The 22,976-nt window shown below is 75.1% G+C and carries 19 protein-coding genes; 13 read left to right on the top strand and 6 right to left on the bottom strand.

All coding sequences use genetic code 11. From position 1 onward, the window contains the following. Positions 1-61: 61 nt before the first annotated feature. The 7 genes from AQJ66_RS30970 to cobI are packed head-to-tail and all read left to right on the top strand — an operon-like array spanning position 62 to position 10,984. Positions 62-1,006, top strand: a complete 945-nt coding sequence (locus tag AQJ66_RS30970) for a cobalamin biosynthesis protein (RefSeq protein ID WP_061928568.1) — start codon at positions 62-64, stop codon at positions 1,004-1,006. After that, positions 1,003-2,535, top strand: coding sequence for a cobyric acid synthase (locus AQJ66_RS30965; RefSeq protein ID WP_061928566.1), 1,533 nt, complete (start codon positions 1,003-1,005; stop codon positions 2,533-2,535). Before AQJ66_RS30970 ends, AQJ66_RS30965 begins: the two co-directional genes overlap by 4 nt. Then, complete coding sequence (cobN, locus tag AQJ66_RS30960; RefSeq protein ID WP_079060530.1) at positions 2,532-6,185, top strand: cobaltochelatase subunit CobN; 3,654 nt, start codon at positions 2,532-2,534, stop codon at positions 6,183-6,185. Before AQJ66_RS30965 ends, cobN begins: the two co-directional genes overlap by 4 nt. Beyond that, positions 6,182-8,287, top strand: a complete 2,106-nt coding sequence (locus AQJ66_RS30955; protein WP_061928562.1) for a putative cobaltochelatase — start codon at positions 6,182-6,184, stop codon at positions 8,285-8,287. Before cobN ends, AQJ66_RS30955 begins: the two co-directional genes overlap by 4 nt. Further along, positions 8,287-8,886, top strand: a complete 600-nt coding sequence (gene cobO / locus AQJ66_RS30950) for a cob(I)yrinic acid a,c-diamide adenosyltransferase (protein ID WP_061928560.1) — start codon at positions 8,287-8,289, stop codon at positions 8,884-8,886. The genes AQJ66_RS30955 and cobO overlap by 1 nt, the downstream gene beginning before the upstream one ends. Next, the gene (locus tag AQJ66_RS30945; RefSeq protein WP_061928558.1) at positions 8,880-10,256 is read left to right on the top strand and encodes a cobyrinic acid a,c-diamide synthase CobB; all 1,377 of its coding nucleotides are present in this window, start codon (positions 8,880-8,882) and stop codon (positions 10,254-10,256) included. Before cobO ends, AQJ66_RS30945 begins: the two co-directional genes overlap by 7 nt. Then, positions 10,253-10,984 (top strand): precorrin-2 C(20)-methyltransferase, encoded by a 732-nt coding sequence (gene cobI, locus AQJ66_RS30940; RefSeq protein WP_107119099.1) that lies wholly within the window; start codon positions 10,253-10,255, stop codon positions 10,982-10,984. Before AQJ66_RS30945 ends, cobI begins: the two co-directional genes overlap by 4 nt. Before the next feature lie 14 nt (positions 10,985-10,998). Here the strand turns inward: cobI and AQJ66_RS30935 are convergent, their stop codons facing one another. Next, on the bottom strand, positions 10,999-11,733 hold the full coding sequence (locus tag AQJ66_RS30935; protein ID WP_061928554.1) for a ZIP family metal transporter: 735 nt from the start codon (positions 11,731-11,733) through the stop codon (positions 10,999-11,001). 174 nt (positions 11,734-11,907) lie between these two features. On the opposite strand from AQJ66_RS30935, the gene cobM reads away from it, so the two are divergent. Genes cobM through cobC form a run of 6 tightly spaced genes read left to right on the top strand, consistent with a single transcriptional unit; the run spans position 11,908 to position 18,207 of the window. Then, positions 11,908-12,726, top strand: a complete 819-nt coding sequence (gene cobM, locus AQJ66_RS30930) for a precorrin-4 C(11)-methyltransferase (protein WP_061928552.1) — start codon at positions 11,908-11,910, stop codon at positions 12,724-12,726. Further along, positions 12,723-13,961 (top strand): bifunctional cobalt-precorrin-7 (C(5))-methyltransferase/cobalt-precorrin-6B (C(15))-methyltransferase, encoded by a 1,239-nt coding sequence (locus AQJ66_RS30925; protein ID WP_061928543.1) that lies wholly within the window; start codon positions 12,723-12,725, stop codon positions 13,959-13,961. The genes cobM and AQJ66_RS30925 overlap by 4 nt, the downstream gene beginning before the upstream one ends. Then, positions 13,958-15,649: a precorrin-3B C(17)-methyltransferase gene (gene cobJ, locus AQJ66_RS30920; RefSeq protein ID WP_061928541.1), complete on the top strand. Its 1,692-nt coding sequence runs from the start codon at positions 13,958-13,960 to the stop codon at positions 15,647-15,649. Before AQJ66_RS30925 ends, cobJ begins: the two co-directional genes overlap by 4 nt. After that, positions 15,646-16,251, top strand: coding sequence for a precorrin-8X methylmutase (locus AQJ66_RS30915; RefSeq protein WP_061928539.1), 606 nt, complete (start codon positions 15,646-15,648; stop codon positions 16,249-16,251). The genes cobJ and AQJ66_RS30915 overlap by 4 nt, the downstream gene beginning before the upstream one ends. Beyond that, positions 16,248-17,162 carry a sirohydrochlorin chelatase gene (locus tag AQJ66_RS30910; RefSeq protein ID WP_061928537.1) on the top strand — a complete coding sequence of 305 codons (915 nt, stop codon included), beginning with the start codon at positions 16,248-16,250 and terminating at the stop codon, positions 17,160-17,162. Before AQJ66_RS30915 ends, AQJ66_RS30910 begins: the two co-directional genes overlap by 4 nt. Beyond that, entirely contained in the window at positions 17,152-18,207 is a 1,056-nt protein-coding gene (cobC, locus tag AQJ66_RS30905) for an Rv2231c family histidinol phosphate aminotransferase CobC (RefSeq protein WP_079060529.1), read from the top strand. Before AQJ66_RS30910 ends, cobC begins: the two co-directional genes overlap by 11 nt. Before the next feature lie 21 nt (positions 18,208-18,228). Here the strand turns inward: cobC and AQJ66_RS30900 are convergent, their stop codons facing one another. The 5 genes from AQJ66_RS30900 to AQJ66_RS30880 all read right to left on the bottom strand — a co-directional run bounded on the left by AQJ66_RS30900 (position 18,229) and on the right by AQJ66_RS30880 (position 22,889). Next, positions 18,229-19,137 carry an SCO1860 family LAETG-anchored protein gene (locus tag AQJ66_RS30900; protein WP_061928534.1) on the bottom strand — a complete coding sequence of 303 codons (909 nt, stop codon included), beginning with the start codon at positions 19,135-19,137 and terminating at the stop codon, positions 18,229-18,231. 161 nt (positions 19,138-19,298) lie between these two features. Next, positions 19,299-20,390: an amidohydrolase family protein gene (locus AQJ66_RS30895; protein ID WP_061928532.1), complete on the bottom strand. Its 1,092-nt coding sequence runs from the start codon at positions 20,388-20,390 to the stop codon at positions 19,299-19,301. Between the two features lie 18 nt (positions 20,391-20,408). Then, entirely contained in the window at positions 20,409-21,203 is a 795-nt protein-coding gene (locus tag AQJ66_RS30890; protein WP_061928530.1) for an amino acid ABC transporter ATP-binding protein, read from the bottom strand. Then, positions 21,200-22,033, bottom strand: a complete 834-nt coding sequence (locus AQJ66_RS30885; protein WP_061928527.1) for an amino acid ABC transporter permease — start codon at positions 22,031-22,033, stop codon at positions 21,200-21,202. The genes AQJ66_RS30890 and AQJ66_RS30885 overlap by 4 nt, the downstream gene beginning before the upstream one ends. 4 nt (positions 22,034-22,037) lie before the next feature. Continuing rightward, entirely contained in the window at positions 22,038-22,889 is an 852-nt protein-coding gene (locus AQJ66_RS30880; protein WP_061928525.1) for a transporter substrate-binding domain-containing protein, read from the bottom strand. Between the last annotated feature and the right edge of the window lie 87 nt (positions 22,890-22,976).

The raw sequence follows: 22,976 nt of genomic DNA, 5'->3' as shown, positions 1-22,976 counted from the left end.
CTCGGCTGCCGATCGAGGACACGCACCAGGACCGTCCCCCGGCCCACGGCCGGCTGAGCCAATGGGTGCCGATCGCTCCTACGCGTACGGCGCCGCTGCCGGCCTCCTCGGCGATCTGCTCCTCGGCGATCCGCGCCGGGGCCATCCCGTCGCCCTGTTCGGACGGGCGGCGGGGGCTGTCGAGCGCGGGCTGTGGCGCGACCACCGCGGGTGGGGAGCCCTCCACACGGCCGTCTGCGCCGGTGGCGCCGTCGCGCTGGGAACCGTGGCCGAGCGGGCCGTACGCCGCTCCCCCGCCGCCCGCGCGGCGCTGACCGCCGTCGCGACCTGGGCCGTCGTCGGCGGAACCTCCCTCGTGAAGGAGGCCCGGACCATCGGGCGCGCCCTCCAGGCGGGGGACGTCGAGGCGGCCCGGGCGCGGCTGCCGCACCTGTGCGGCCGGGACCCGCAGTCCCTGGACGCCGACGGGATCGCCCGGGCCGTCGTCGAGTCCGTGGCCGAGAACACCTCCGACGCCGTCGTGGGCGCCCTGGTGTGGGGTGCGCTCGGCGGGGTGCCCGGCCTCCTGGGGTTCCGCGCCGTCAACACCCTGGACGCGATGGTGGGCCACCGGTCGCCCCGGTACCGGAGCTACGGATGGGCCTCGGCCCGGCTGGACGACGTCGCCGGGTGGCCCGGGGCGCGCCTGACCGCCGTCCTCGCCGCCCTCGCCGGCCCCGACCCGCGCGGTGCGCTGCGCGCCTGGAAGGCGGACGCGGCCCGGCATCCCAGCCCCAACGCCGGGCCCGTGGAGGCCTCCTTCGCCGGCGCCCTCGGCGTCCGGCTGGGCGGCACGCTCTCCTACGGCGGGCGCGTGGAGCGGCGGCCGGTCCTCAACGGGGACGCCGGGCGCGCCGTCCGGGTCACCGACATCGACCGGGCCGTACGGCTCTCCCGCCGCGTCGGCCTGCTCGCGCTCGGCGTCACGGTCGCCGCGCGCCGACTCGTGAAGGGACGTGGGAAGTGAACGGGGGTCTCCTCGTCGCCGGCACCACCTCGGACGCCGGCAAGAGCGTCGTGACGGCCGGGATCTGCCGGTGGCTGGTGCGCCAGGGCGTGAAGGTGGCGCCGTTCAAGGCGCAGAACATGTCCCTCAACTCCTTCGTCACCCGCGAGGGCGCCGAGATCGGCCGGGCCCAGGCGATGCAGGCCCAGGCCTGCCGGACCGAGCCGACCGCGCTGATGAACCCCGTGCTGCTCAAGCCGGGCGGCGAGCAGAGCAGTCAGGTGGTGCTGCTGGGCAGGCCGGTGGGCGAGATGAGCGCGCGCGGCTACCACGGGGGCAGGCAGCACCGGCTGCTCGGCACCGTGCTGGACTGCCTGGCCGAGTTGCGGAGCACGTACGACGCGGTGATCTGCGAGGGGGCCGGTTCGCCCGCGGAGATCAACCTGCGGCGGACCGACATCGTCAACATGGGACTCGCGCGCAAGGCGCGGCTGCCCGTGCTCGTCGTCGGCGACATCGACCGGGGCGGTGTCTTCGCCTCCTTCTTCGGCACGGTGGCGCTGCTGTCCCGGGAGGACCAGGAACTCGTCGCCGGTTATCTGGTGAACAAGTTCCGGGGGGACGTCTCCCTGCTCCGGCCCGGCCTGGACATGCTCCACGGGCTCACCGGGCGGCGCACCTACGGCGTGCTGCCGTTCCGGCACGGGCTCGGCATCGACGAGGAGGACGGCCTGCGCGTGTCGCTGCGCGGCACCGTGCGGGAGTCCGCGGTCGCCGAGCCGGTCGGGGAGGACGTGCTGCGGGTCGCCGTGTGCGCGGTCCCGCTGATGTCCAACTTCACCGACGTGGACGCGCTGGCCGCCGAGCCGGGCGTCGTGGTGCGGTTCGTGGACCGCCCGGCGGAACTGGCCGACGCGGACCTGGTGGTGATCCCGGGCACGCGCGGCACCGTGCGGGCGCTGCGGTGGCTGCGGGAGCGCGGGCTCGCGGACGCCCTCGTGCGGCGGGCCGCCGAAGGACGCCCGGTCCTCGGTGTCTGCGGCGGCTTCCAGATCCTCGGGGAGCGCATCGAGGACGAGGTCGAGTCGCGCGCCGGCGAGGTCGAAGGGCTCGGTCTGCTGCCCGTGCGGGTGCGGTTCGCCCGCGAGAAGACCCTCACCCGGCCCACCGGGCAGGCCCTCGGCGAGCGCGTCGAGGGCTACGAGATCCACCACGGGGTGGCCACGGTCGACGGCGGGGACGCGTTCATCTCCGATGACGGGGGACACAGCCTCGACGGCTGCCGGGTCGGGGGCGTCTGGGGCACCCACTGGCACGGCTCGCTGGAGTCGGACGGCTTCCGCCGGGCCTTCCTGCGCGAGGTGGCCGCCGCCGCGGGCCGCCGCTTCGTCCCGGCACCGGACACCTCCTTCGCCGCGCTGCGCGAGGAGCAGCTCGACCGGCTCGGCGACCTGATCGAACAGCACGCGGACACGGACGCGCTGTGGCGGCTCATCGAGTCCGGCGCGCCGCAAGGACTGCCCTTCATCCCACCGGGAGCGCCCGCATGAGCACAGTGTTGTTGTTGTCGACCGCCGACACGGACCTGCTGGCGGCCCGGTCCTGCGGCGCCGGCTACCGCATCGGCAACCCGTCCCGGGTGGACGTCCGGCAGGACCTGCCGCGGCTGCTCGACGGCGCGGACCTCGCCGTCGTACGCCTGCTGGGCGGCAAGCGCGCCTGGGAGGACGGGCTGGCCGCGCTGAAGGCGTCCGGGATCCCGGCCGTGCTGCTGGGCGGCGAGGCCGTGCCGGACGCCGAGCTGATGGCCGAGTCGACCGTGCCGGCCGGTGTCGTGGCCGAGGCGCTGAAGTACCTGGTCGAGGGCGGCCCGGAGAACCTGCTGGAGCTGTCCCGGTTCCTGTCGGACACCGTCCTGCTGACCGGCGAGGGGTTCGAGGCGCCGCGGAAGATGCCGGAGTACGGCGTCCACGGCGCCTACGAACTCCGGGACGGCCGGCCGACCGTGGGCGTGCTGTTCTACCGGGCGCACGAGCTGAGCGGCAACACCGCCTTCGTGGACACCCTCTGCGACGCCGTGGAGGCACTGGGCGCCAACGCCCTGCCGGTGTACTGCGGTTCGCTGCGCGGCGCGGACCCGGGCCTGTACGAGCTGCTGGGGCGGGCCGACGCGCTGGTCGCCACCGTGCTCGCGGCCGGCGGCACGCACGCCTCGCACGCCTCGGCCGGCGGCGAGGACGAGTCCTGGGACATCGGGGCGCTCGCCGACCTGGACGTGCCCGTGCTGCAGGGGCTCTGCCTCACCTCCTCGCGGGCCGCCTGGGCGGAGTCGGACGCCGCCCTCTCCCCCATGGACGCGGCGATGCAGGTCGCGATCCCCGAGTTCGACGGCCGGCTGGTCACGGTGCCGTTCTCCTTCAAGGAGCAGGGCCCGGACGACGTCCCGGTGTACGCCGCCGACCCCGAGCGGGCCGCCCGGGTCGCCGGGATCGCCGTACGGCACGCGCGGCTGGGGTACCGGCCGAACGCGGAGAAGAGGATCGCGCTGGTCTTCACCGCCTACCCGACCAAGCACTCCCGGGTCGGCAACGCGGTGGGCCTGGACACGCCCGCCTCGGCGGTACGGGTGCTGGACGCGCTGCGGGACGCCGGGTACGCGGCCGAGGGCTACCCGGAGGGCGGCGACGAGCTGATCCACCGTCTCATCGCGGCGGGCGGCCACGACGTCGAGTGGCTCACGGAGGAGCAGCTGGCCGCGGCGCCCGCGCGAGTGCCGCTGGCCGACTACCGGGCCTGGTTCGACCGGCTCGATCCGGACCTCAGGGGCGCCATGCTGGAGGCGTGGGGCGAGCCGCCGGGCTCGCTGTACGTCGACGGTGACGACATCGTGCTGGCGTCCCTGCGGTTCGGCAACGTCGTCGTCATGATCCAGCCGCCGCGCGGCTTCGGGGAGAACCCGATCTCGATCTACCACGACCCCGACATGCCGCCGTCGCACCACTACATGGCGGCCTACCGGTGGCTGGAGAACACCTTCCGCGCGGACGCGATCGTGCACATGGGCAAGCACGGCACGATGGAGTGGCTGCCCGGCAAGGGGCTGGGGCTGTCGCGCGGCTGCGCCCCGGACGCCGTGCTCGGCGACCTGCCGCTGGTCTACCCGTTCATCGTCAACGACCCCGGCGAGGGCACGCAGGCCAAGCGGCGCGGGCACGCCACGGTGGTCGACCACCTCGTGCCGCCGATGGCCCGCGCCGACACCTACGGCGACCTGGCCAAGCTGGAGCAGCTGCTGGACGAGTACGCGCTCGTCTCCGACCTGGACCCGGCGAAGGCACCGGCGGTGCGCGCGCAGATCTGGACGCTGGTCAAGGCCGCCGAGCTGCACCACGACCTGCACGTGGCGGAGCAGCCGGACGACGACGCGTTCGACGAGTTCGTCATGCACATCGACGGCTACCTGTGCGAGATCAAGGACGTGCAGATCCGCGACGGCCTGCACGTCCTCGGCGGCGGTCCGGTCGGCGAGCCGCGCGTGAACCTGGTGCTGGCGGTGCTGCGGGCGTCCCAGGTGTGGGGCGGGCAGGCGAACGCCCTGCCGGGTCTGCGGGCCTGCCTCGCGGAGCATTTCGGGCTGGTGGAGAAGGAGTTGCTGGCCGAGCCGGGCGCCCCGGTGAAGGTGCCGGCGGAGCTGACCGGCCTGGTCGACGGCCCGGCCCGGACCGCCGCCGACGCGATCGACCTGCTGGAGCGGCTGTGCCGGCGGGCCGCCGAGGGCCTGGAGGCCCGGGCGTGGGACCGCACGGCCGTCCCCGCCGTCCTCCGGGACGTCCTCGGCACCGAGCTCCCGGCCGCGGCCGCCGTGCTGGAGTTCGCGTGCGACGAGGTCGTGCCGCGGCTCGCCCGGACCACGGACGAGATCGGTCACATCCTGCGGGCGCTGGACGGCGGTTACGTCCCGGCGGGCCCGTCGGGCTCGCCGACGCGCGGCCTGGTGAACGTGCTGCCGACGGGCCGCAACTTCTACTCCGTGGACCCCAAGGCCATTCCGTCCCGGCTGAGCTGGGAGGTCGGCCAGTCGCTCGCCGACTCGCTCGTGGCCCGCTACCTGCAGGACACCGGGGAGTACCCGCGGTCCGTCGGCCTCACGGTGTGGGGCACGTCCGCGATGCGCACCCAGGGCGACGACATCGCCGAGATCCTGGCCCTGCTGGGCTGCCGCCCGGTCTGGGACGACGCCTCGCGCCGGGTGACCGGCTTCGAGGTGATCCCCCTGCCCGAACTGGGCCGGCCGCGCATCGACGTCACGGTGCGCATCTCCGGTTTCTTCCGGGACGCGTTCCCGCACGTCGTGGGGCTGATCGACGACGCGGTGCGGGCGGTGGCGGAGCTGGACGAACCGGCCGGGTCCAACTACGTGCGGGCGCACGTGGAGGAGGACGCGGCCGGGCACGGCGACCGGCGGCGGGCCACGGCCCGGATCTTCGGCTCGAAGCCGGGCGCGTACGGAGCGGGCCTGCTGCCGCTGATCGACGCCCGCAACTGGCGCAGTGACGCGGACCTGGCCGAGGTGTACGCCGTCTGGGGCGGCTACGCCTACGGGCGGGGCCTGGACGGGCGGGCGGCGCGCGGGGACATGGAGACGGCGTTCCGGCGGATCGCGGTGGCGGCGAAGAACGTCGACACGCGCGAGCACGACCTGGTCGACGCCGACGACTACTTCCAGTACCACGGCGGCATGGTCGCCATGGTCCGGCACCTGACCGGCGCCAACCCCGAGGCCTACGTGGGGGATTCCGCCGTCCCGGACCAGGTGCGGACACGGACGCTGGGCGAGGAGACCCACCGGGTCTTCCGCGCGCGGGTGGTGAACCCGCGCTGGATGGCGGCCATGAGGCGGCACGGGTACAAGGGCGCCTTCGAGATGGCGGCGACCGTGGACTACCTGTTCGGCTACGACGCCACGGCGGGCGTGGTCGACGACTGGATGTACGAGAAGCTCAGCGCGGAGTACGTCTTCGACCCGGAGAACCGGGACTTCATGCGCACGTCCAACCCGTGGGCGCTGCGCGGCATCACCGAGCGCCTGCTGGAGGCGGCGGACCGCGGGCTGTGGGCCGAGCCGGACGCGGACACGCTGGAGCGGCTGCGCGCCACCTATCTGGAGCTGGAAGGCGACTTGGAGGGCGACGACCAGTGACCACCCCCTTTCCTTTCACGGCCGTGGTCGGCCAGGACGACCTGCGGCTCGCGCTGCTGCTGAACGCCGTATCCCCGGCGGTCGGCGGTGTGCTGGTGCGCGGCGAGAAGGGCACCGCCAAGTCCACGGCGGTGCGCGCCCTGTCGGCGCTCATGCCCGAGCTGGACGTCGTCTCCGGCTGCCGCTTCTCCTGCGATCCCGGCTCCCCCGACCCCGCCTGCCCGGACGGGCCGCACGAGCCCGGGGCGTTCGAGACGCGCCCGGCGCGGATGGTCGAGCTGCCCGTCGGCGCCTCCGAGGACCGGCTGGTCGGCGCCCTGGACATCGAGCGGGCGCTCGCCGAGGGCGTGAAGGCCTTCGAGCCGGGCCTGCTGGCCGACGCGCACCGGGGCATCCTGTACGTCGACGAGGTCAACCTCCTCCACGACCACCTGGTGGACCTGCTGCTGGACGCGGCGGCGATGGGCGCCTCCTACGTCGAGCGCGAGGGCGTCTCCGTGCGGCACGCCTCGAAGTTCCTGCTCGTCGGCACCATGAACCCCGAGGAGGGCGAGCTGCGGCCGCAGTTGCTGGACCGCTTCGGGCTGACCGTGGAGGTCGCCGCCTCGCGGGAGCCGGACCAGCGGGTCGAGGTGGTGCGGCGCAGGCTGGCCTACGACGACGACCCGGCCGGCTTCGCCGCGCGCTGGGCCGGCGAGGAGGCCGCCGTACGGCAGCGGATCGTCGCGGCGCGGCAGTTGCTGCCGCAGGTGCGACTGGGTGACGGGGCGCTGCGGCAGATCGCGGCGACCTGTGCCGCGTTCGAGGTGGACGGCATGCGGGCCGACATCGTGATGGCGCGTACGGCGACCGCGCTGGCCGCGTGGGCGGGGCGCACGGACGTGCTCGCCGAGGACGTGCGGCAGGCCGCCCTGCTGGCGCTGCCGCACCGCAGGCGCCGCAACCCCTTCGACGCGCCGGGCCTGGACGAGGACAGGCTGGACGAGACGCTGGAGCAGTTCTCCGGCGAAGGCGACGGCGACGGTGAGGGGCAGGACGGGGACGGCGGAGACGACGATCCCGGTCCCGACGGTCCTGGCGGCGGTGGCGGGCCCGCGCCCGGCGGCGGTCCCGAGGGCGACGGCGGCTCGGCCGCGCGACCCGAGGCCGGTGAGGGCGGGCAGCCGCAGGGGTCCGGTTCGCAGGAGCAGGCAGCCGCGCGTGCCGCCCAGCCGTTCCGTCCCAAGGCGCTGAGCGTGCCCGGTGTCGGTGAGGGCGCCGCCGGCCGGCGCTCGCGGGCGCGTACCGAGCACGGGCGCACGACCGGGGCCCGCCGGCCCCGGGGCGCGCTGACCAGGCTGCACCTCGCGGCGACCGTGCTGGCCGCCGCACCGCACCAGCGGGCGCGGGGCCGGTCCGGGCCGGGACTGGTGGTCCGCCGGGACGATCTGCGGCAGGCGACCCGGGAGGGCCGCGAGGGCAACCTCGTGCTGTTCGTGGTGGACGCCTCGGGTTCGATGGCGGCGCGGCAGCGGATGGGCGCCGTGAAGGGTGCCGTGCTGTCGCTGCTGCTGGACGCCTACCAGCGGCGGGACAAGGTGGGTCTGGTGACCTTCCGGGGCGCCTCGGCCGAGGTCGCGCTGCCGCCGACCTCGTCGGTGGACGCGGCGGCCGTCCGGCTGGAGTCGCTGCCGACCGGTGGCCGTACGCCGCTCGCGGCCGGGCTGCTCAGGGCGCACGAGGTGCTGCGCCTGGAGCGGCTGCGGGACCCGGCGCGGCGGGCGCTGGTCGTGGTGGTGACCGACGGGCGGGCGACCGGTGGAGGGGCGGCGCGATGGGGGTCCCCCCAGGCTTCCGGCTCTGGGGGAGCCTCCGGCCGGGGTGGTGGCCGGGCGACGGGTGGGACCGAGCCGGTGGCGCTGGCGGGGCGTGCGGCGCGGCTGTTCGCGGCCGACGGGGTCGCGTCGGTGGTCGTGGACTGCGAGGCGGGGCCGGTGCGGCTGGGCCTCGCGGGGCGGCTGGCGGGTGAGCTGGGGGGTACGGCCGTGACGCTTCAGGAGCTGCGGGCCGACTCGATCGCCGGGCTGGTGCGGGACGTTCAGGGCGACAGGAGGGCCGCGTAATGCCGCAGGGACAGCCGAGCGTCGTACCGGACGACGGGCTGACGACCCGTCAGCGCCGGAACCGTCCGCTGGTCGTCGTGCACACGGGCGTCGGCAAGGGCAAGTCCACGGCCGCGTTCGGGCTGGCGCTGCGGGCCTGGAACCAGGGGTGGCCGATCGGGGTGTTCCAGTTCGTGAAGTCGGCCAAGTGGAAGGTCGGCGAGGAGAACGCGCTGCGTGTGCTGGGCGCCTCCGGCGAGGGCGGCACGGTCGACTGGCACAAGATGGGCGAGGGCTGGTCCTGGGTCCAGCGGGACGCCCAGATGGACAACGAGGAGAAGGCCCGCGAGGGCTGGGAGCAGGTCAAGCGGGACCTGGCGGCGCAGACGTACCGGCTGTACGTGCTGGACGAGTTCGCGTACCCGATGCACTGGGGGTGGGTGGACACCGCCGAGGTGATCGAGGTGCTGCGGGACCGGCCCGGGACCCAGCACGTCGTGATCACCGGGCGCAACGCCCCCGGCGAGCTGGTGGACTTCGCCGACCTCGTGACCGACATGTCCAAGGTGAAGCACCCCATGGACGCGGGCCAGAAGGGCCAGAGGGGCATCGAGTGGTGACGTCCGTTCCCCGGCTGGTCGTCGCCGCGCCCTCCTCGGGCAGTGGCAAGACCACCGTCGCCACGGGGCTGATGGCCGCGTTCGCCGCGCGGGGGCTCGCCGTGTCCCCGCACAAGGTCGGGCCGGACTACATCGACCCCGGGTACCACGCGCTCGCGACCGGGCGGGTCGGGCGCAACCTGGACGCGTACCTGTGCGGGCCGGAGCTGATCGCTCCGCTGTTCCTGCACGGGGCGCGGGGCTGCGACCTGGCCGTGGTCGAGGGGGTGATGGGCCTGTACGACGGGGCGGCCGGGGAGGGCGAGCTGGCGTCCACCGCCCAGGTGGCCAAGCTGCTGGGGGCGCCGGTGGTGCTCGTGGTGGACGCGTCGTCGCAGTCGCGGTCGGTGGCGGCGCTGGTGCACGGGTTCGCGTCCTGGGACCCGGGGGTGCGGGTCGGGGGCGTCGTCCTGAACAAGGTCGGCTCCGACCGTCACGAGGAGCTGCTCCGGGAGGCGCTGGACGCGGCCGGGGTGCCGGTCCTCGGGGTGCTGCGGCGGGTCGCCGCGGTGGACACGCCGTCGCGGCACCTGGGGCTGGTGCCGGTCGCCGAGCGGCACGCCGACGCGGTCGACTCCGTCGGGGCGATGGCCGCGCAGGTCGAGCGGGGCTGTGACCTGGACGCGCTGGAAGCACTCGCGCGCGCCGCCGGTCCCGTACCGGGGGGCTCCGCCCCCTGGACCCCCGACCTGCCCGGCCGGCACCCGGCCGGGCCGGGCGGGAAGCCGGCGCCCGTGGTCGCCGTGGCCGGCGGTCCCGCGTTCACCTTCGCCTACGCCGAGCACGCCGAGCTGCTCGCCGCCGCCGGAGCCGAGGTCGCCACCTTCGATCCGCTGCGGGACGAGCGGCTGCCCGACGGCACCGCGGGGCTGGTCGTCGGCGGCGGGTTCCCGGAGGTGTACGCGAGCGACCTGTCCGCGAACGAGTCGCTGCGCAAGGACATCGCCGAGCTCGCGCTGAGCGGCGCCCCCGTGGCCGCCGAGTGCGCGGGGCTGCTGTACCTGTGCCGGGAGCTGGACGGGCGGCCCATGTGCGGCGTGCTGGACGCCACCGCGCGCATGACGGAACGGCTGACCCTGGGCTACCGGGACGCCGTGGCCGTCGGGGACAGTGTGCTGGCCGCCGCCGGCACCCGGATGCGCGGCCACGAGTTCCACCGCACGGCCGTCGAGCCGGGCGCCGGCGCCGCTCCCGCCTGGGGGCTGCGCACCCCGGTGCGGCGGGTCGAGGGATTCGTGCAGCGGGGCGTGCACGCGAGTTATCTGCACACGCACTGGGCGTCCGAGCCCGGCGTGGCCCGTCGGTTCGTGGAGAGGTGCCGGACGTCATGAGCAGCAGGCTGGTCGGGGTCGGAGTCGGTCCCGGGGATCCGGAGCTGGTGACCGTCAAGGGGGTCAACGCGCTGCGCGCGGCCGAGGTCGTGGTCGTCCCCGTGATGGACACCGGGGAGCGGGGGCGGGCCGAGGCGACCGTGCTGCACTACGTGGCCGGCGAGAAGATCGTCCGGGTGGTGTTCGCGCTGAACGAGCGGACCGACCGGGCGCGCCGGGAGGCCGCCTGGGACGCGGCCGGGAGCGAGGTCGCCGCGCTCCTGGAGCGGCACGGGTCCGTCGCCTTCGCCACCATCGGCGATCCGAACGTGTACTCGACGTTCACGTATCTCGCGCACACCGTCGCGGAGCTGGTGCCGGGCGTGGTCGTGGAGACGGTGCCCGGGATCACCGCCATGCAGGACCTGGCCGCGCGCTCGGGCGCCGTGCTCACGGAGGGGACGGAGCCGCTGACGCTGGTGCCGGTGACGGCGGGTTCCGCCGTGCTCAGGGAGGCGCTGGCCGGGCCGGGGACGGTCGTGGCGTACAAGTTCGGGCGGCAGGCCGCCGAGGTGGCCGAGGCGCTGCGGGAGACCGGCCGGACCGGGGGCGCCGTGTGGGGTTCGGCGCTCGGGCTGCCGGAGGAGTCGGTGCGGCCGGCCGCCGAGCTGGACGGGGCGCCGCTGCCGTACCTGTCGACGCTCATCGCGCCCCCGCGGCGCGACGGCGGCCGGGGCGGGAAGCTGTGAGCGGGGTGCGGCGGTCAGCCGCCGGAGAGGCCGACCACCAGCCAGACGAAGGCCGCGCCGGCCACCGTGCACAGCAGGGTGGACCGGGCGGGGTGCTCGTGGTGGGCCTCGGGAAGTATCTCGGCGGCGGCGAGGTAGAGCAGGACGCCGCCGAACAGGCCGAGGTAGCCGCCGAGCACGGGCTCCGGGATGTGGAAGAAGGCGGTCGACAGGGCGCCGACGACCGGGGCGCAGGCGTCGGCGACGAGCATGCCTATCGCCCGGCGCCGGTCGTTGCCGTACAGGCTGGTGAGGGTGAAGGTGTTGAAGCCGTCGGCGAAGTCGTGCGCGATCACGGCGAGTGCGACGGCCGTGGCCATGCCGGTGCCCACCTGGAACGCGGCGCCGATCGCCACGCCGTCCATGGCGCTGTGGCCGACCATCGCGGCGGCCGCCGTCAGCCCCACCTCGGGCGCCCGGTGGTTGTGGTGGTCGCCCGCGCCGTGCGCGGCCTGGCGGGCGGCCAGGGTGCGCTCCACCAGGTGGGCCAGCAGGAAGCCCGCCACGAACAGCAGCAGGGCCGCGGGCACGCCGAAGATCTCGCGGTCCGCCGCCCGCAGTGCCTCGGGCAGCAGGTCGAGGCCGACCACGCCCAGCATCAGCCCGCCGGCCAGTCCCAGGACGAGATGGCGACGGTCGGTCACGCGCTGTGCCGTCCAGCCGCCGGCCAGCGTCATCAGGAACGCGCCGAGCGCGACGAAGACCGCCATAGCCCCTTGCTATCCGATGGAGGTGCCTTCGCGCACATCCACGGCTGTCCGCACTCCCCCAGACCCTGACATTTCATCCGCTTCCGACCCGCGTTCCCCGGTCGGCTCTCCGGCCGCGTGCGCGGCCTGCGACCGACCCCGACGCGCGATCTCTGTACGAGAGGACCCCTTCCCATGGCCGATGCCCCCACCGGCAAGGTGACGATCGTCGGTGCCGGCCCCGGCGCCGCCGACCTGCTGACGTTCCGGGCCGCGCGCGCGATCGCGGAGGCCGACGTGGTGATCTGGGCGGCGAGCCTGGTCCAGGCGGAGGTGCTGGAGCACGCACGCGAGGACGCGGAGGTCCTGGACTCGGCGGCCATGTCGCTGGAGGACGTGGTCGCGGTCTACCGGCGGGCCCGCGCGGAGAGCTTGCGGGTGGCGCGGATCCACTCCGGCGACCCGGCGCTGTGGGGCGGCACGCAGGAGCAGCTGGACCGGTGCGCCGAGCTGGGCATCGCGACCGAGGTGGTGCCGGGGGTGTCGTCCTTCTCCGCCGTGGCCGCGCTCGCGCAGCGTGAGCTGACCGTTCCGGAGGTCGCCCAGTCCGTGGTCCTCACCCGCCTCGGCGGCGGCAAGACGCCGATGCCGCCCGGGGAGGAGGTCCGCGAGTTCGCCCGGCACGGGACGACGATGGCGATCTTCCTGTCCGCCGCGCGCAGCGGGCAGCTGGTGCGCGAGCTGCTGGAGGGCGGCTACCCGACGGACACCCCGGTGGTCGTCGCGTACCAGGCGACCTGGCCGGAGGAGCTGATCGTCCGGTGCACGGTCGGCACGCTGGAGGAGACGGTCAAGGAGCACCGGCTCTGGAAGCACACGCTGTTCCTGGTCGGTCCCGCCCTGGACGCCCACGGCACCCGCTCGCACCTGTACCACCCGGGTCACTTCCACGGCTACCGCAAGGCCGACCCGGAGGCGCGGCGGGCGCTGCGCGAGCAGCGGGCGAAGCGTTGATCACGGTCGTCGGCACGGGCACGGGGGCGCCGGTCCCCACGGACGTGCTCGCCGGGGCCGCCCTGGTCGTCGGCGGGCGCCGCCACCTGGACGCCGTACGGCTGCCGGAGGGCGCGGAGCGGATCGTGCTGGGGCCGCTGGCGCCCGCCCTGGACACGATCGGGGAGTACGCGGGCAAGGAGCTGCCGGTGGTCGTGCTGGCCTCCGGGGATCCCGGGTTCTTCGGGATCGTGCGGGCGCTGGCCGAGCGGTTCGGGGCCGGGCTGCTGGACGTGCGCCCGGGGGTGTCCTCGGTGGCCGCCGCGTTCGCGCGGATCGGGCTGCCGTGGGACGACGCGGTCGTGGTGAGCGCGCACGGGCGGGACCTGCGGACGGCCGTGCAGGTGTGCCGGGCGCAGCCGAAGGTGGCCGTGCTGACCGGCCCGGGCTCCGGGCCCGCGGAGCTGGGGGCGCGGCTCGGCGGCGCCGGCCGGGTGCTGGTGGTGGCGAGCGCGCTCGGCGATCCGGAGCGCGAGCGCGTGGAGCGGGTGTCGCCGGAGGAGGCGGCGGCCCGGGACTGGGGCGCGGCGGTGAGCGTGGTGCTGTGCCTGGACGAGCGGCGTGCGCTCGGTGCCGCGCGGACGGTCGCGGGGGTGCCGGACCGGCCCGCCGGGTGGGCCCTGGAGGAGAGCGCGTTCGCGCACCGGGACTCCATGATCACCAAGTTCGAGGTGCGGGCGCTGGCCCTCGCCCGGCTGGGCCCGCGCCTGGGCGACCTGGTGTGGGACGTCGGGGCGGGCTCCGGTTCGGTGGCCGTGGAGTGCGCGCGGCTGGGCGCGGCCGTCGTCGCCGTGGAGAAGAGCGCCGACGGGGTGGACCGGATCCGGGCGAACGCGGCCGCTCACGGGGTGGACGTGGACGTGGTGCACGGCTCGGCGCCGGACGCGCTGAGCGGGCTGGCCGACGATCCCGACGCCGTGTTCGTCGGCGGCGGGGGGCGCGAGCTGCCCGCCGTCGTGGGCGCGTGCGCGCGGCGGGCGCGGCGGGCCGTCGTCGTGGCCCTGGCCGCGCTGGACCGGGTGCCGGCGGCTCGCGAGGCGCTGACCCGTGCGGGGCTCCGCTGCGACGGGGTGCTGCTGCAGTCCGCACGGCTGGCGCCGCTGCCGGGGGACGTGACCCGGCTGGCGGCCGCCAATCCGGTCTTTCTGCTGTGGGGCGTCAGAACCCCGGTGTCGAACGAAGGAGTTGTGCAGTGATCGGCCTCATTTCCGCCACCGCGGCGGGGGCGGTGGCGCGGGACCGGCTGGCCGCGGCCTGGCCGGACCGTACGCGGGTGTACGACGGTCCGGTCGGGCAGGCGGTGCGGGCGGCGTTCGCGGAGTGCGGCCAGCTGGTGTGCTTCCTGGCGACGGGCGCGACGGTACGGCTGCTCGCGCCGCTGCTCGGCGACAAGGCGGCCGACCCGGGTGTGGTGTGCGTGGACGAGGGCGGCCGGTTCGCGGTGTCCCTGGTCGGCGGGCACGGCGGCGGCGCCAACGAACTCGCCCGCGAGGTGGGCGCGTTGCTGGGGGCCGAGCCGGTGGTGACCACCGCGACGGACGCCGTCGGGCTGCCGGGTCTGGACACGCTCGGGTTCCCCTGCGAGGGAGCGGTGGCGGCGGTCTCCCGGGCGCTGCTCGACGGCGAACCGGTCGCCCTGGAGACCGAGCTGCCCTGGCCGCTGCCCGCGCTGCCCACCTCGGCGCGGGGCGCGTACACCGTGCGGCTCACCGACCTGGCGATCGCGCCGGGTGAGCGGGAGGTGCTGCTCAGGCCGCCGTCCCTGGTGGTCGGGGTCGGCGCCTCCCGGGGGGCTCCGGTGGACGAGGTGCTCGGGCTGGTCGAGGAGGCGCTCGCGGACGCCGGGCTGGCGGTGGCGTCGGTGGCCGAACTGGCCACCGTGGACGCCAAGTCGGAGGAGCCGGGCATCACCGGCGCCGCCGCCCGGCTGGGCGTGCCCGTGGTGACGTACCCGGCCGCGGAACTCGCGGCCGTGGCGGTGCCCCACCCGTCGGACGCGCCGCTCGCGGCCGTGGGGACCCCGTCCGTCGCCGAGGCGGCCGCCCTGGCGCGCGGCGGTGAACTCCTCGTGTCCAAGCGGAAGTCGGTGCGCGGCGACGGGCGGCCCGCGATGGCGACCTGCGCGGTCGTACGGCGTCCGGGGCGCGGGCGGCTCGCGGTGGTCGGGCTCGGGCCCGGCGCCCGGGACCTGCTCACCCCGCGCGCGGCGGCCGAGCTGCGGCGGGCCTCGGTGCTGGTCGGGCTCGACCAGTACGTCGACCAGATCCGCGACCTGCTGCGCCCCGGCACCCGGGTGCTGGAGTCGGGGCTCGGCGCGGAGGAGGAGCGGGCCCGTACGGCCGTCGCGGAGGCCCGCGCGGGGCACGCGGTGGCGCTGATCGGCAGCGGTGACGCGGGCGTGTACGCGATGGCCTCCCCGGCGCTCGCCGAGGCCTCCGACGACATCGACGTGGTCGGGGTGCCCGGGGTGACGGCCGCGCTGGCCGCCGCCGCGATCCTGGGCGCGCCGCTCGGCCACGACCATGTCTCCCTGAGCCTGTCCGACCTGCACACGCCGTGGGAGGTCATCGAGCGGCGGGTGCGGGCGGCGGCCGAGGCCGATCTGGTGGTCACGTTCTACAACCCCCGTTCGCGCGGCCGGGACTGGCAGCTGCCCAAGGCGCTGGCGATCCTCGCGGAGCACCGGGACCCGGAGACGCCGGTCGGGGTCGTCCGCAACGCGTCCCGGCCGGACGGGTCGAGCGGGGTCACGACGCTCGCCGGACTCGACCCGGCGACGGTCGACATGATGACGGTCGTCACCGTGGGCAACACCGCGACCCGGACGGTCGCGGGGCGCATGGTGACCCCGCGCGGCTACCGCTGGCAGGAGGGCGCCCGGTGAACCGCGTGGTGCACCCCATCGAGCAGGAGTCCTTCCGGCGGCTGCGCGCCCGGCTGGACACCTCCCGCTTCCCGCCGCTGACCCGGGCGGTGGTGGAGCGGGTCATCCACTCCGCCGCCGACCTGGAGTACGCGACCGACCTGGTCACGGCCGAGGACGACCTGGTGAAGGGGCACGCGGCGCTGCACGCCGGGGCGCCGGTCGTCGTGGACGTAGAGATGGTCGCGGCCGGCATCACCGGGCGCGAGACCGTCTGCCGGCTGAAGGACGCCGGGTCCGGTCCGGGCCTGACCCGTTCGGCGCACGCGGTCCGGCTCGCGTACGAGGAGGTCGGGCCCGGCGCCCTGTGGGTGATCGGCTGCGCGCCGACCGCCCTGGAGGAGCTGCTGACCCTGGACGCCTCCCCCGCGCTCGTCATCGGCCTGCCCGTCGGCTTCGTCGGCGCGGCCGAGTCCAAGGCCGCGCTGCGCGCGAGCGGGCTGCCCGCCGTGAGCAACGTGTCCGAGAAGGGCGGCTCGGCGGTCGCCGCGGCCGCGCTCAACGCCCTGCTGTACCACCCCACTTCCCCTGATCCGCTCGCATCGCCCGAGGAGAACCTGTGACCACCCCGCCGCCGCCCGCCCTGCTCGTCGCCGGCCACGGCACCCGGGACGAGGCCGGAGCCGAGGCGTTCCGCGCCTTCGTACGGGAGCTGGGCCGCCGCCACCCCGAACTGCCCGTCGCGGGCGGCTTCATCGAGCTGTCCCCGCCGCCGCTGGGCGAGGCGGTCACCGAGCTGGTGGAGCGCGGGGTGCGCCGGTTCGCGGCCGTCCCGCTGATGCTGGTGTCCGCCGGGCACGCCAAGGGCGACATCCCGGCCGCGCTGGCCCGCGAGCAGGAGCGGCACCCCGGCGTCTCGTACACGTACGGCCGTCCGCTGGGCCCGCACCCGGCGCTGCTGAACGTGCTGGAGCGGCGGCTGGACGAGGTGCTGGGCGGCACGGACCGCTCGGACGTGACCGTGCTGCTGGTCGGGCGCGGGTCGACGGACCCGGACGCCAACGCCGAGGTGTACAAGGCGGCCAGGCTGCTGTGGGAGGGGCGCGGGTACGCCGGCGTGGAGACGGCCTTCGTGTCGCTGGCGGCGCCGGACGTGCCGGCCGGGCTCGACCGGTGCGCGCGGCTGGGGGCGCGGCGGATCGTCGTGCTGCCCTACTTCCTGTTCACCGGGATCCTGCCGGACCGGGTGCGGGAGCAGACGGGGGCGTGGGCGGCCGCGCACCCCGAGGCGGACGTGCGGTCGGCCGACGTCATCGGGCCCGAGCCGGAGCTGCTGGACCTGGTCATGGAGCGGTACGCGGAGGCCGTCGAGGGCGATCTGCGCATGAACTGCGACTCGTGCGTGTACCGGATCGCGCTGCCCGGCTTCGAGGACAAGGTGGGGCTGCCGCAGCAGCCGCACTTCCACCCGGACGACGACGGGCACCACCACGGGCACCCTCACGGGGGGCACTCGCACAGTCATGCGCACTGAGGGGACGGGGCCGGACCTGCGCCATCACGGGGACGCCGAAGTGCGCGACGACGGCGCGGCGCTGGTCGACCTCGCCGTCAACGTCCGTGCGGACACGCCTCCCGCCTGGCTGCGGGAGGAGATGGCCGCGTCCCTGTCGTCGCTCGCGGCCTACCCGGACGGGCGGGCCGCGCGGGCGGCGGTGGCGGCGCGGCACGGGGTGCCGGTGGAGCGGGTGCTGCTGACGGCGGGCGCGGCGGAGGCGTTCGTGCTGCTGGCGCGGGCGCTGAAGGTGCGGCGGCCGGTCGTCGTGCACCCGCAGTTCACGGAGCCGGAGGCGGCGCTGCGGGACGCGGGGCACAGCGTGGACCGGGTGCTGCTGCGGGAGGCGGAGGGGTTCCGGCTGGATCCGTCCGCCGTTCCCGGGGACGCCGACCTGGTGGTGATCGGCAATCCGACCAACCCCACCTCCGTGCTGCACCCGGCGGAGGCGGTCGTCCGGCTCGCCCGGCCCGGGCGGGTGCTGGTGGTCGACGAGGCGTTCATGGACGCGGTGCCCGGCGAGCGGGAGGCGCTGGCGGGGCGGACCGACGTGCCCGGGCTGGTGGTGCTGCGCAGCCTGACCAAGACCTGGGGGCTGGCCGGGCTGCGGATCGGTTACGTGCTCGCTCCCCCGGACGTCGTCGCCGAGCTGGCGCGGGTCCAGCCGCTGTGGCCGGTGTCGACGCCGGCGCTGGTGGCGGCGCGGGCGTGCGTGGGACCGCGGGCGCTGGCGGAGGCGGCGCACGCCGCCCACCGGATCGCGGCGGACCGGGCCCATCTGGTGGCCGGGCTGTCCGCGTTCGCGTCCCGCGGTGTGCGGGTGGTGTCGCCCGCGGAGGGGCCGTTCGTGCTGGTCCGCATGGACGCGGCCGCCGTCGTACGGCACCGGCTGCGCGAGCGGGGGTACGCGGTACGGCGCGGGGACACGTTCCCCGGGCTCGGGGAGGAGTGGGTCCGGGTCGCCGTGCGGGACCGGGGGACGGTGGACGGGTTCCTGCGCGCGCTGTCGGACGCGCTGCCGTGACGCCCGCCCACCTCCCGGTGATCAGCCCCTGCGGCGCCGTGCCACCGTCACCGCTCCCCCGCCCACCAGCAGCAGCGCCAGCGCGCCGCCCGCGAGGTACGGCGTCGCCGGGCTGCCTCCCGTCTCCGCGAGGTCCGCACGGGCCCCCTGGGGTTTGGTGCCGGCGGCCGGGTCGTGGCTCGGGGCCGGGTGCGGTGCCGGGTGGCGCGCCGGTACGGGCGTCTCGCAGGTCGCCTTCGCCAGGGTGACCGTGCCGTGCACCTCGGCCACGTTGAGTCTCAGCGGGTTGACGGAGACCTTCAGTTCGAGGGCGGTGGCGGCCGCGGTGCTCGAGGTGGTGCGGCGCTGGGAGAGGTCGAGGCGGACCTCGCCGATACCGGGGACCTTGACGTCGGTCGGGCCGCCCGCGGTGAGGGTGGTGCGCCTGCCGAGGACGGTGACCGCGCCCAGGACGTTCGCGGAGGCGGACGGTGCCCGGCCCGCCTCGCAGGTGGCCTGCGCGGTGACCGCGCCGACCTCGACGACGGACAGCAGGGGCAGGCCGGGGACATGCAGCCTGGCGTGCGCGAGGCGGACCGAGCCCTGCGCGCGCCGGCCGGTCACCGTGGCCTTCGCCGTGGCGACCTGCGCGCCGAGGACCGTGAACGGCCTGCCCCCGTCGACGCCGTCCAGGCGCGCCGCGAGGGCCGTCCGGTCGGCGCTGCGCGGCGCCTGGACCTCGTTGAGGGACACGGCGAGCGGGACGTTCACCGACTTGTTGAGCAGGGACACGTCGAGGCCGGTGCGGAGCACGACGGCGGAGGCGTGACCGGGCCGCGCGGTGGCGTGCGCGGCGCCCGCGCCCAGCGCGAGGGGCGCCGCGGACAGGGCGGTGACCGTCGCGACGGCGGCCAGACGGCGTGCGGGCAGGCGGAAGCTGGTGCTGTTCAAGGCGTGGGACCCCCAGACGGGACATGCTCGGGACCCGTCAACCATTACGCACTGTGGGTGAACGGTCAGCGATCCTGCGTTACTTCACCCCTTCGTGGACTTTCCGCACGCCGGTTCGAGTGGACGGGTACAGGCGTTCCCGCCGGCCGGCCGGCGGCCCGCTACTCCACGATCCGGCCGTTCAGCACCACCCGGCGCGGCGCCGCCAGGGTGCGGACGTCCGCGCGCGGGTCGGACGCGTAGACCACGAGGTCGGCCGGTGCGCCCTCCTCCAGGCCGGGGCGGCCGAGCCACGCCCGCGCGCCCCACGCGGTGGCCGACAGCGCCTCGACCGGCGGGATGCCCGCGGTGACCAGTTCCGCGACCTCGGCCGCGACCAGCCCGTGCGCCAGCGAGCCGCCCGCGTCCGTGCCGACGTACACCGGGATGCCGGCGTCGTAGGCGCCGCGCACGGTGTCGTAGCGGCGCTCGTGCAGCCTGCGCATGTGGGCCGACCAGCGCGGGTAGCGCCGCTCGCCGCCGGCGGCCAGCCGCGGGAAGGTGGCGATGTTGACCAGGGTGGGGACGATCGCGACGCCGCGCTCGGCGAACAGCGGGATCAGGTCGTCGGTGAGGCCGGTGGCGTGTTCGACGCAGTCGATGCCCGCCTCGACCAGGTCGCGCAGCGAGCTCTCGGCGAAGCAGTGGGCGGTGACGCGGGCGCCGAGGCGGTGGGCCTCGGCGATGGCCGCCTCGACCGCGTCGCGGGGCCAGCAGGCGGCGAGGTCGCCGAGGTCGCGGTCGATCCAGTCGCCGACCAGCTTGACCCAGCCGTCGCCGCGCCGGGCCTCCCGCGCGACGTACGCGACCAGGTCGTCCGGTTCGATCTCGTGCGCGAAGTTGCGGATGTAGCGGCGGGTGCGGGCGATGTGCCGGCCGGCGCGGATGATCTTCGGGAGGTCGTCCCGGTCGTCGACCCAGCGGGTGTCGGAGGGCGAGCCGGCGTCCCGGATGAGCAGGGTGCCCGCCTCGCGGTCGGTCAGCGCCTGCTTCTCGGCGGTCTCCGCGTCGACCGGGCCCTCGGCGCCCAGCCCGACGTGGCAGTGCGCGTCGACCAGGCCGGGCAGCGCCCAGCCCTCGACGGTGGTGACGTCCCCGGCGCCCGCCGGGCGGTCGTAGGAGATCCGGCCCCCGACCACCCACAGCTCGTCGCGGACGTCCTCGGGCCCGGCCAGGACCCGCCCCTTCACGTGCAGCACCGCGTCATCGCTCATGCAGTGCAGCGTAGTGAGCTACGCCTCCGCCTTCCCCACCTGGTCCGGGGTCTCCTCCTCCACCTCGGCCATCGCCGGGTCGAGCAGGCGGGACAGGAAGTGGCGGGTGCGCTCGTGCCGCGGGTCGCCGATGACCCGGTCCGGGCTGCCCTCCTCGACGATCACGCCGCCGTCCATGAAGACGACCCGGTCGGCGACCTCGCGGGCGAAGGTCATCTCGTGGGTCACGACCATCATCGTCATGCCGTCCTCGGCGAGCCGGCGCATCACCGCGAGGACGTCACCGACGAGTTCCGGGTCGAGCGCGGAGGTCGGCTCGTCGAAGAGCATCACCTCCGGGCCCATGGCGAGGGCGCGCGCGATGGCCACGCGCTGCTGCTGGCCGCCGGAGAGGGAGGAGGGGAAGGCATCCGCCTTCTCGGACAGGCCGACCCGGGCGAGGTTCTCGGCGGCGACGCGCGCCGCCGTCGCCCTGTCCCGGCGCAGCACCCGGCGCTGCGGGAGGGTGAGGTTCTCGGTGACGCTCAGGTGCGGGAAGAGGTTGAACTGCTGGAACACCATGCCGATACGGCGGCGCACGGCGTCGATGTCGACGTCCGGGTCGGTGAGTTCGGTGTCCCCGACGAAGACCCGGCCCCCGGTCGGCTCCTCGAGGAGGTTGACGCAGCGCAGCAGGGTCGACTTGCCGGAGCCGGAGGGGCCGATGACGCAGACGACCTCGCCCTGGGCGATCTCCAGGTCGATGCCGCGCAGGACGTGGTTGCCGCCGAAGGACTTGTGCAGGTCCTCGACGCGGATCTCGGGGCGGGTCACCGGATCTCCCTCTGGGCCCGGGCCTCCATGCGGCGCACGACGAGGCTGAGCGGGATCGTGATGAGCAGGTAGCACAGGCCGGCGACCAGGATCGGCGTGGAGTTGGCGGTCGTGCTGGCCAGGTCGTTGCCGAACTTGGACAGTTCGCGCTCCTCCAGGGTGACGCCGAGGAACAGCACCAGCGAGGAGTCCTTGAAGAGCAGGACGAGTTCGTTGGTCAGCGGCGGCAGGATGATCCGGAAGGCCTGCGGCAGGACGATGGAGACCATGGCCCGGGCGGGCGAGAACCCGAGTGAGCGGGCGGCCTCCGTCTGCCCCTTGGGCACGGCCTGGATGCCCGCGCGGATCGTCTCGGCCATGTACGCGGCGGAGACCAGGCCGAGGGCGACGGCGACCTTGCCGTAGGTGCCGCCCGGGTACTGGATGCCGGGGAAGGCCAGCGGCAGGCCGACGCCGACGAAGATGAAGATCAGCAGGGCGGGCAGGCCGCGGAAGATCTCGATGTAGACGCCGGCGAGCCAGCGGTAGGGCCCCACGGACGACAGCCGCATCAGGGCGATGACCAGGCCGAGGGCGAGGCCCACCACGAAGCCGGACAGGGTGTACAGCACGGTGTTCTTCAGGGCCACCGTGATGAGGTCCGGGAACAGCTGCCGCGCGATGTCGACCTGCGCGAACTGGTTCTGCAGCCGCCCCCAGTCCGCGGTGACCGCGAAGGCGATCACCGCGGCGGCGAAGACGGCGTACTGCGCTCCGCGCGAGAGCCGGCGCTTCTGCCTGCGGGTCAGCCCGGTCTTGCGGGGCTGGACGCGGGTGTCCGTGTCGGTCATGGGTTCAGGAGGCGGACGGGGAGGCGGCGGAGGCGTCGTACGGGCCGATCCACTGCTCGTAGATCTTCTTGTAGGTGCCGTCGGCCTTGGCGTCCTTCAGGGCCTTGTTGACGGCGTCGAGCAGGGGCCTGTTGCCCTTCTTGACCGTGAAGCCGTACTGCTCGCCGGTCTTGAGGTTGCCGACGACCTTGAAGGCGTCCGCGTTGGCCTTGTCCTTCAGCCAGCCCTGGACCACCGGGTAGTCGATGACGACCGCCTGGACCTGGCCGGTGCGCAGGCCGTTGAGGACCGCGTCGGAGGAGTGGAAGGAGACCGGGTCGAAGCCCTTGCTCTTGGCGTAGTCCTCGCCGGTGGTCTGCGCCTGGGCCCCCAGCTTCTTGCCCTTGGCCTTGACGTCGGGGAGGGAGGTGATGCCGCTGCTCTTCGCGACGAGCACCGCCTGGGTGGCCTCGAAGTAGGGGTCGGAGAAGTCGACGTTCTTCTTGCGCTCGGCGGTGATGGTCATGCCGGCCGCGGCCAGGTCGCACTGGCCGGAGTTGAGGAACGCGCCGGTCTTGAAGTTCTCGAACGGCGTGTCGAGGATCTGCTGCTTGACGCCGAGGTTCTTGGCGACGAGGTCGACGAGGGAGACGTCGAAGCCCTGCACCTTGCCGTCGATCTCCGACTGGAACGGCGGGTACGGCAGGTGGGTGCAGGTGGTCAGCTGACCGCCCTTGACCAGGTGGACGCCCTTGACGGTGGTCTTCCCGCCGCTCCCCGAGTCGCTGGAGGAGCAGCCGGCCGCGACGAGCACGAGAGCGGCGGTCGCGGTGGTGGCGGCCAGGATGCGGGTCCGGCGCCCGAGGGGGGTTTTCATGAGGAATGTCTCCTGTGGGGGAACTGTGACTTCCGATTATAAGGAGATGTTGGGGTCCCTCAAACCAAACCGATGGTCGCGTGGGAG

This window comes from Streptomyces bungoensis (genome assembly GCF_001514215.1).
GTDB classification, from domain to species: Bacteria; Actinomycetota; Actinomycetes; order Streptomycetales; family Streptomycetaceae; genus Streptomyces; species Streptomyces bungoensis.
This window is presented reverse-complemented; position numbering and strand designations above follow the sequence as displayed.

What these genes read in the sequence shown, in the direction of transcription:
- AQJ66_RS30970 (WP_061928568.1), top strand. Translation starts at nt 62, where the DNA reads ATGGGTGCCGATCGCTCCTACGCGTACGGCGCCGCTGCCGGCCTCCTC.
- cobN (WP_079060530.1), top strand. Translation starts at nt 2,532, where the DNA reads ATGAGCACAGTGTTGTTGTTGTCGACCGCCGACACGGACCTGCTGGCG.
- cobO (WP_061928560.1), top strand. Translation starts at nt 8,287, where the DNA reads ATGCCGCAGGGACAGCCGAGCGTCGTACCGGACGACGGGCTGACGACC.
- cobI (WP_107119099.1), top strand. Translation starts at nt 10,253, where the DNA reads ATGAGCAGCAGGCTGGTCGGGGTCGGAGTCGGTCCCGGGGATCCGGAG.
- AQJ66_RS30935 (WP_061928554.1), bottom strand. Translation starts at nt 11,733, where the DNA reads ATGGCGGTCTTCGTCGCGCTCGGCGCGTTCCTGATGACGCTGGCCGGC.
- cobM (WP_061928552.1), top strand. Translation starts at nt 11,908, where the DNA reads ATGGCCGATGCCCCCACCGGCAAGGTGACGATCGTCGGTGCCGGCCCC.
- cobC (WP_079060529.1), top strand. Translation starts at nt 17,152, where the DNA reads ATGCGCACTGAGGGGACGGGGCCGGACCTGCGCCATCACGGGGACGCC.
- AQJ66_RS30895 (WP_061928532.1), bottom strand. Translation starts at nt 20,390, where the DNA reads ATGAGCGATGACGCGGTGCTGCACGTGAAGGGGCGGGTCCTGGCCGGG.
- AQJ66_RS30885 (WP_061928527.1), bottom strand. Translation starts at nt 22,033, where the DNA reads ATGACCGACACGGACACCCGCGTCCAGCCCCGCAAGACCGGGCTGACC.
- AQJ66_RS30880 (WP_061928525.1), bottom strand. Translation starts at nt 22,889, where the DNA reads ATGAAAACCCCCCTCGGGCGCCGGACCCGCATCCTGGCCGCCACCACC.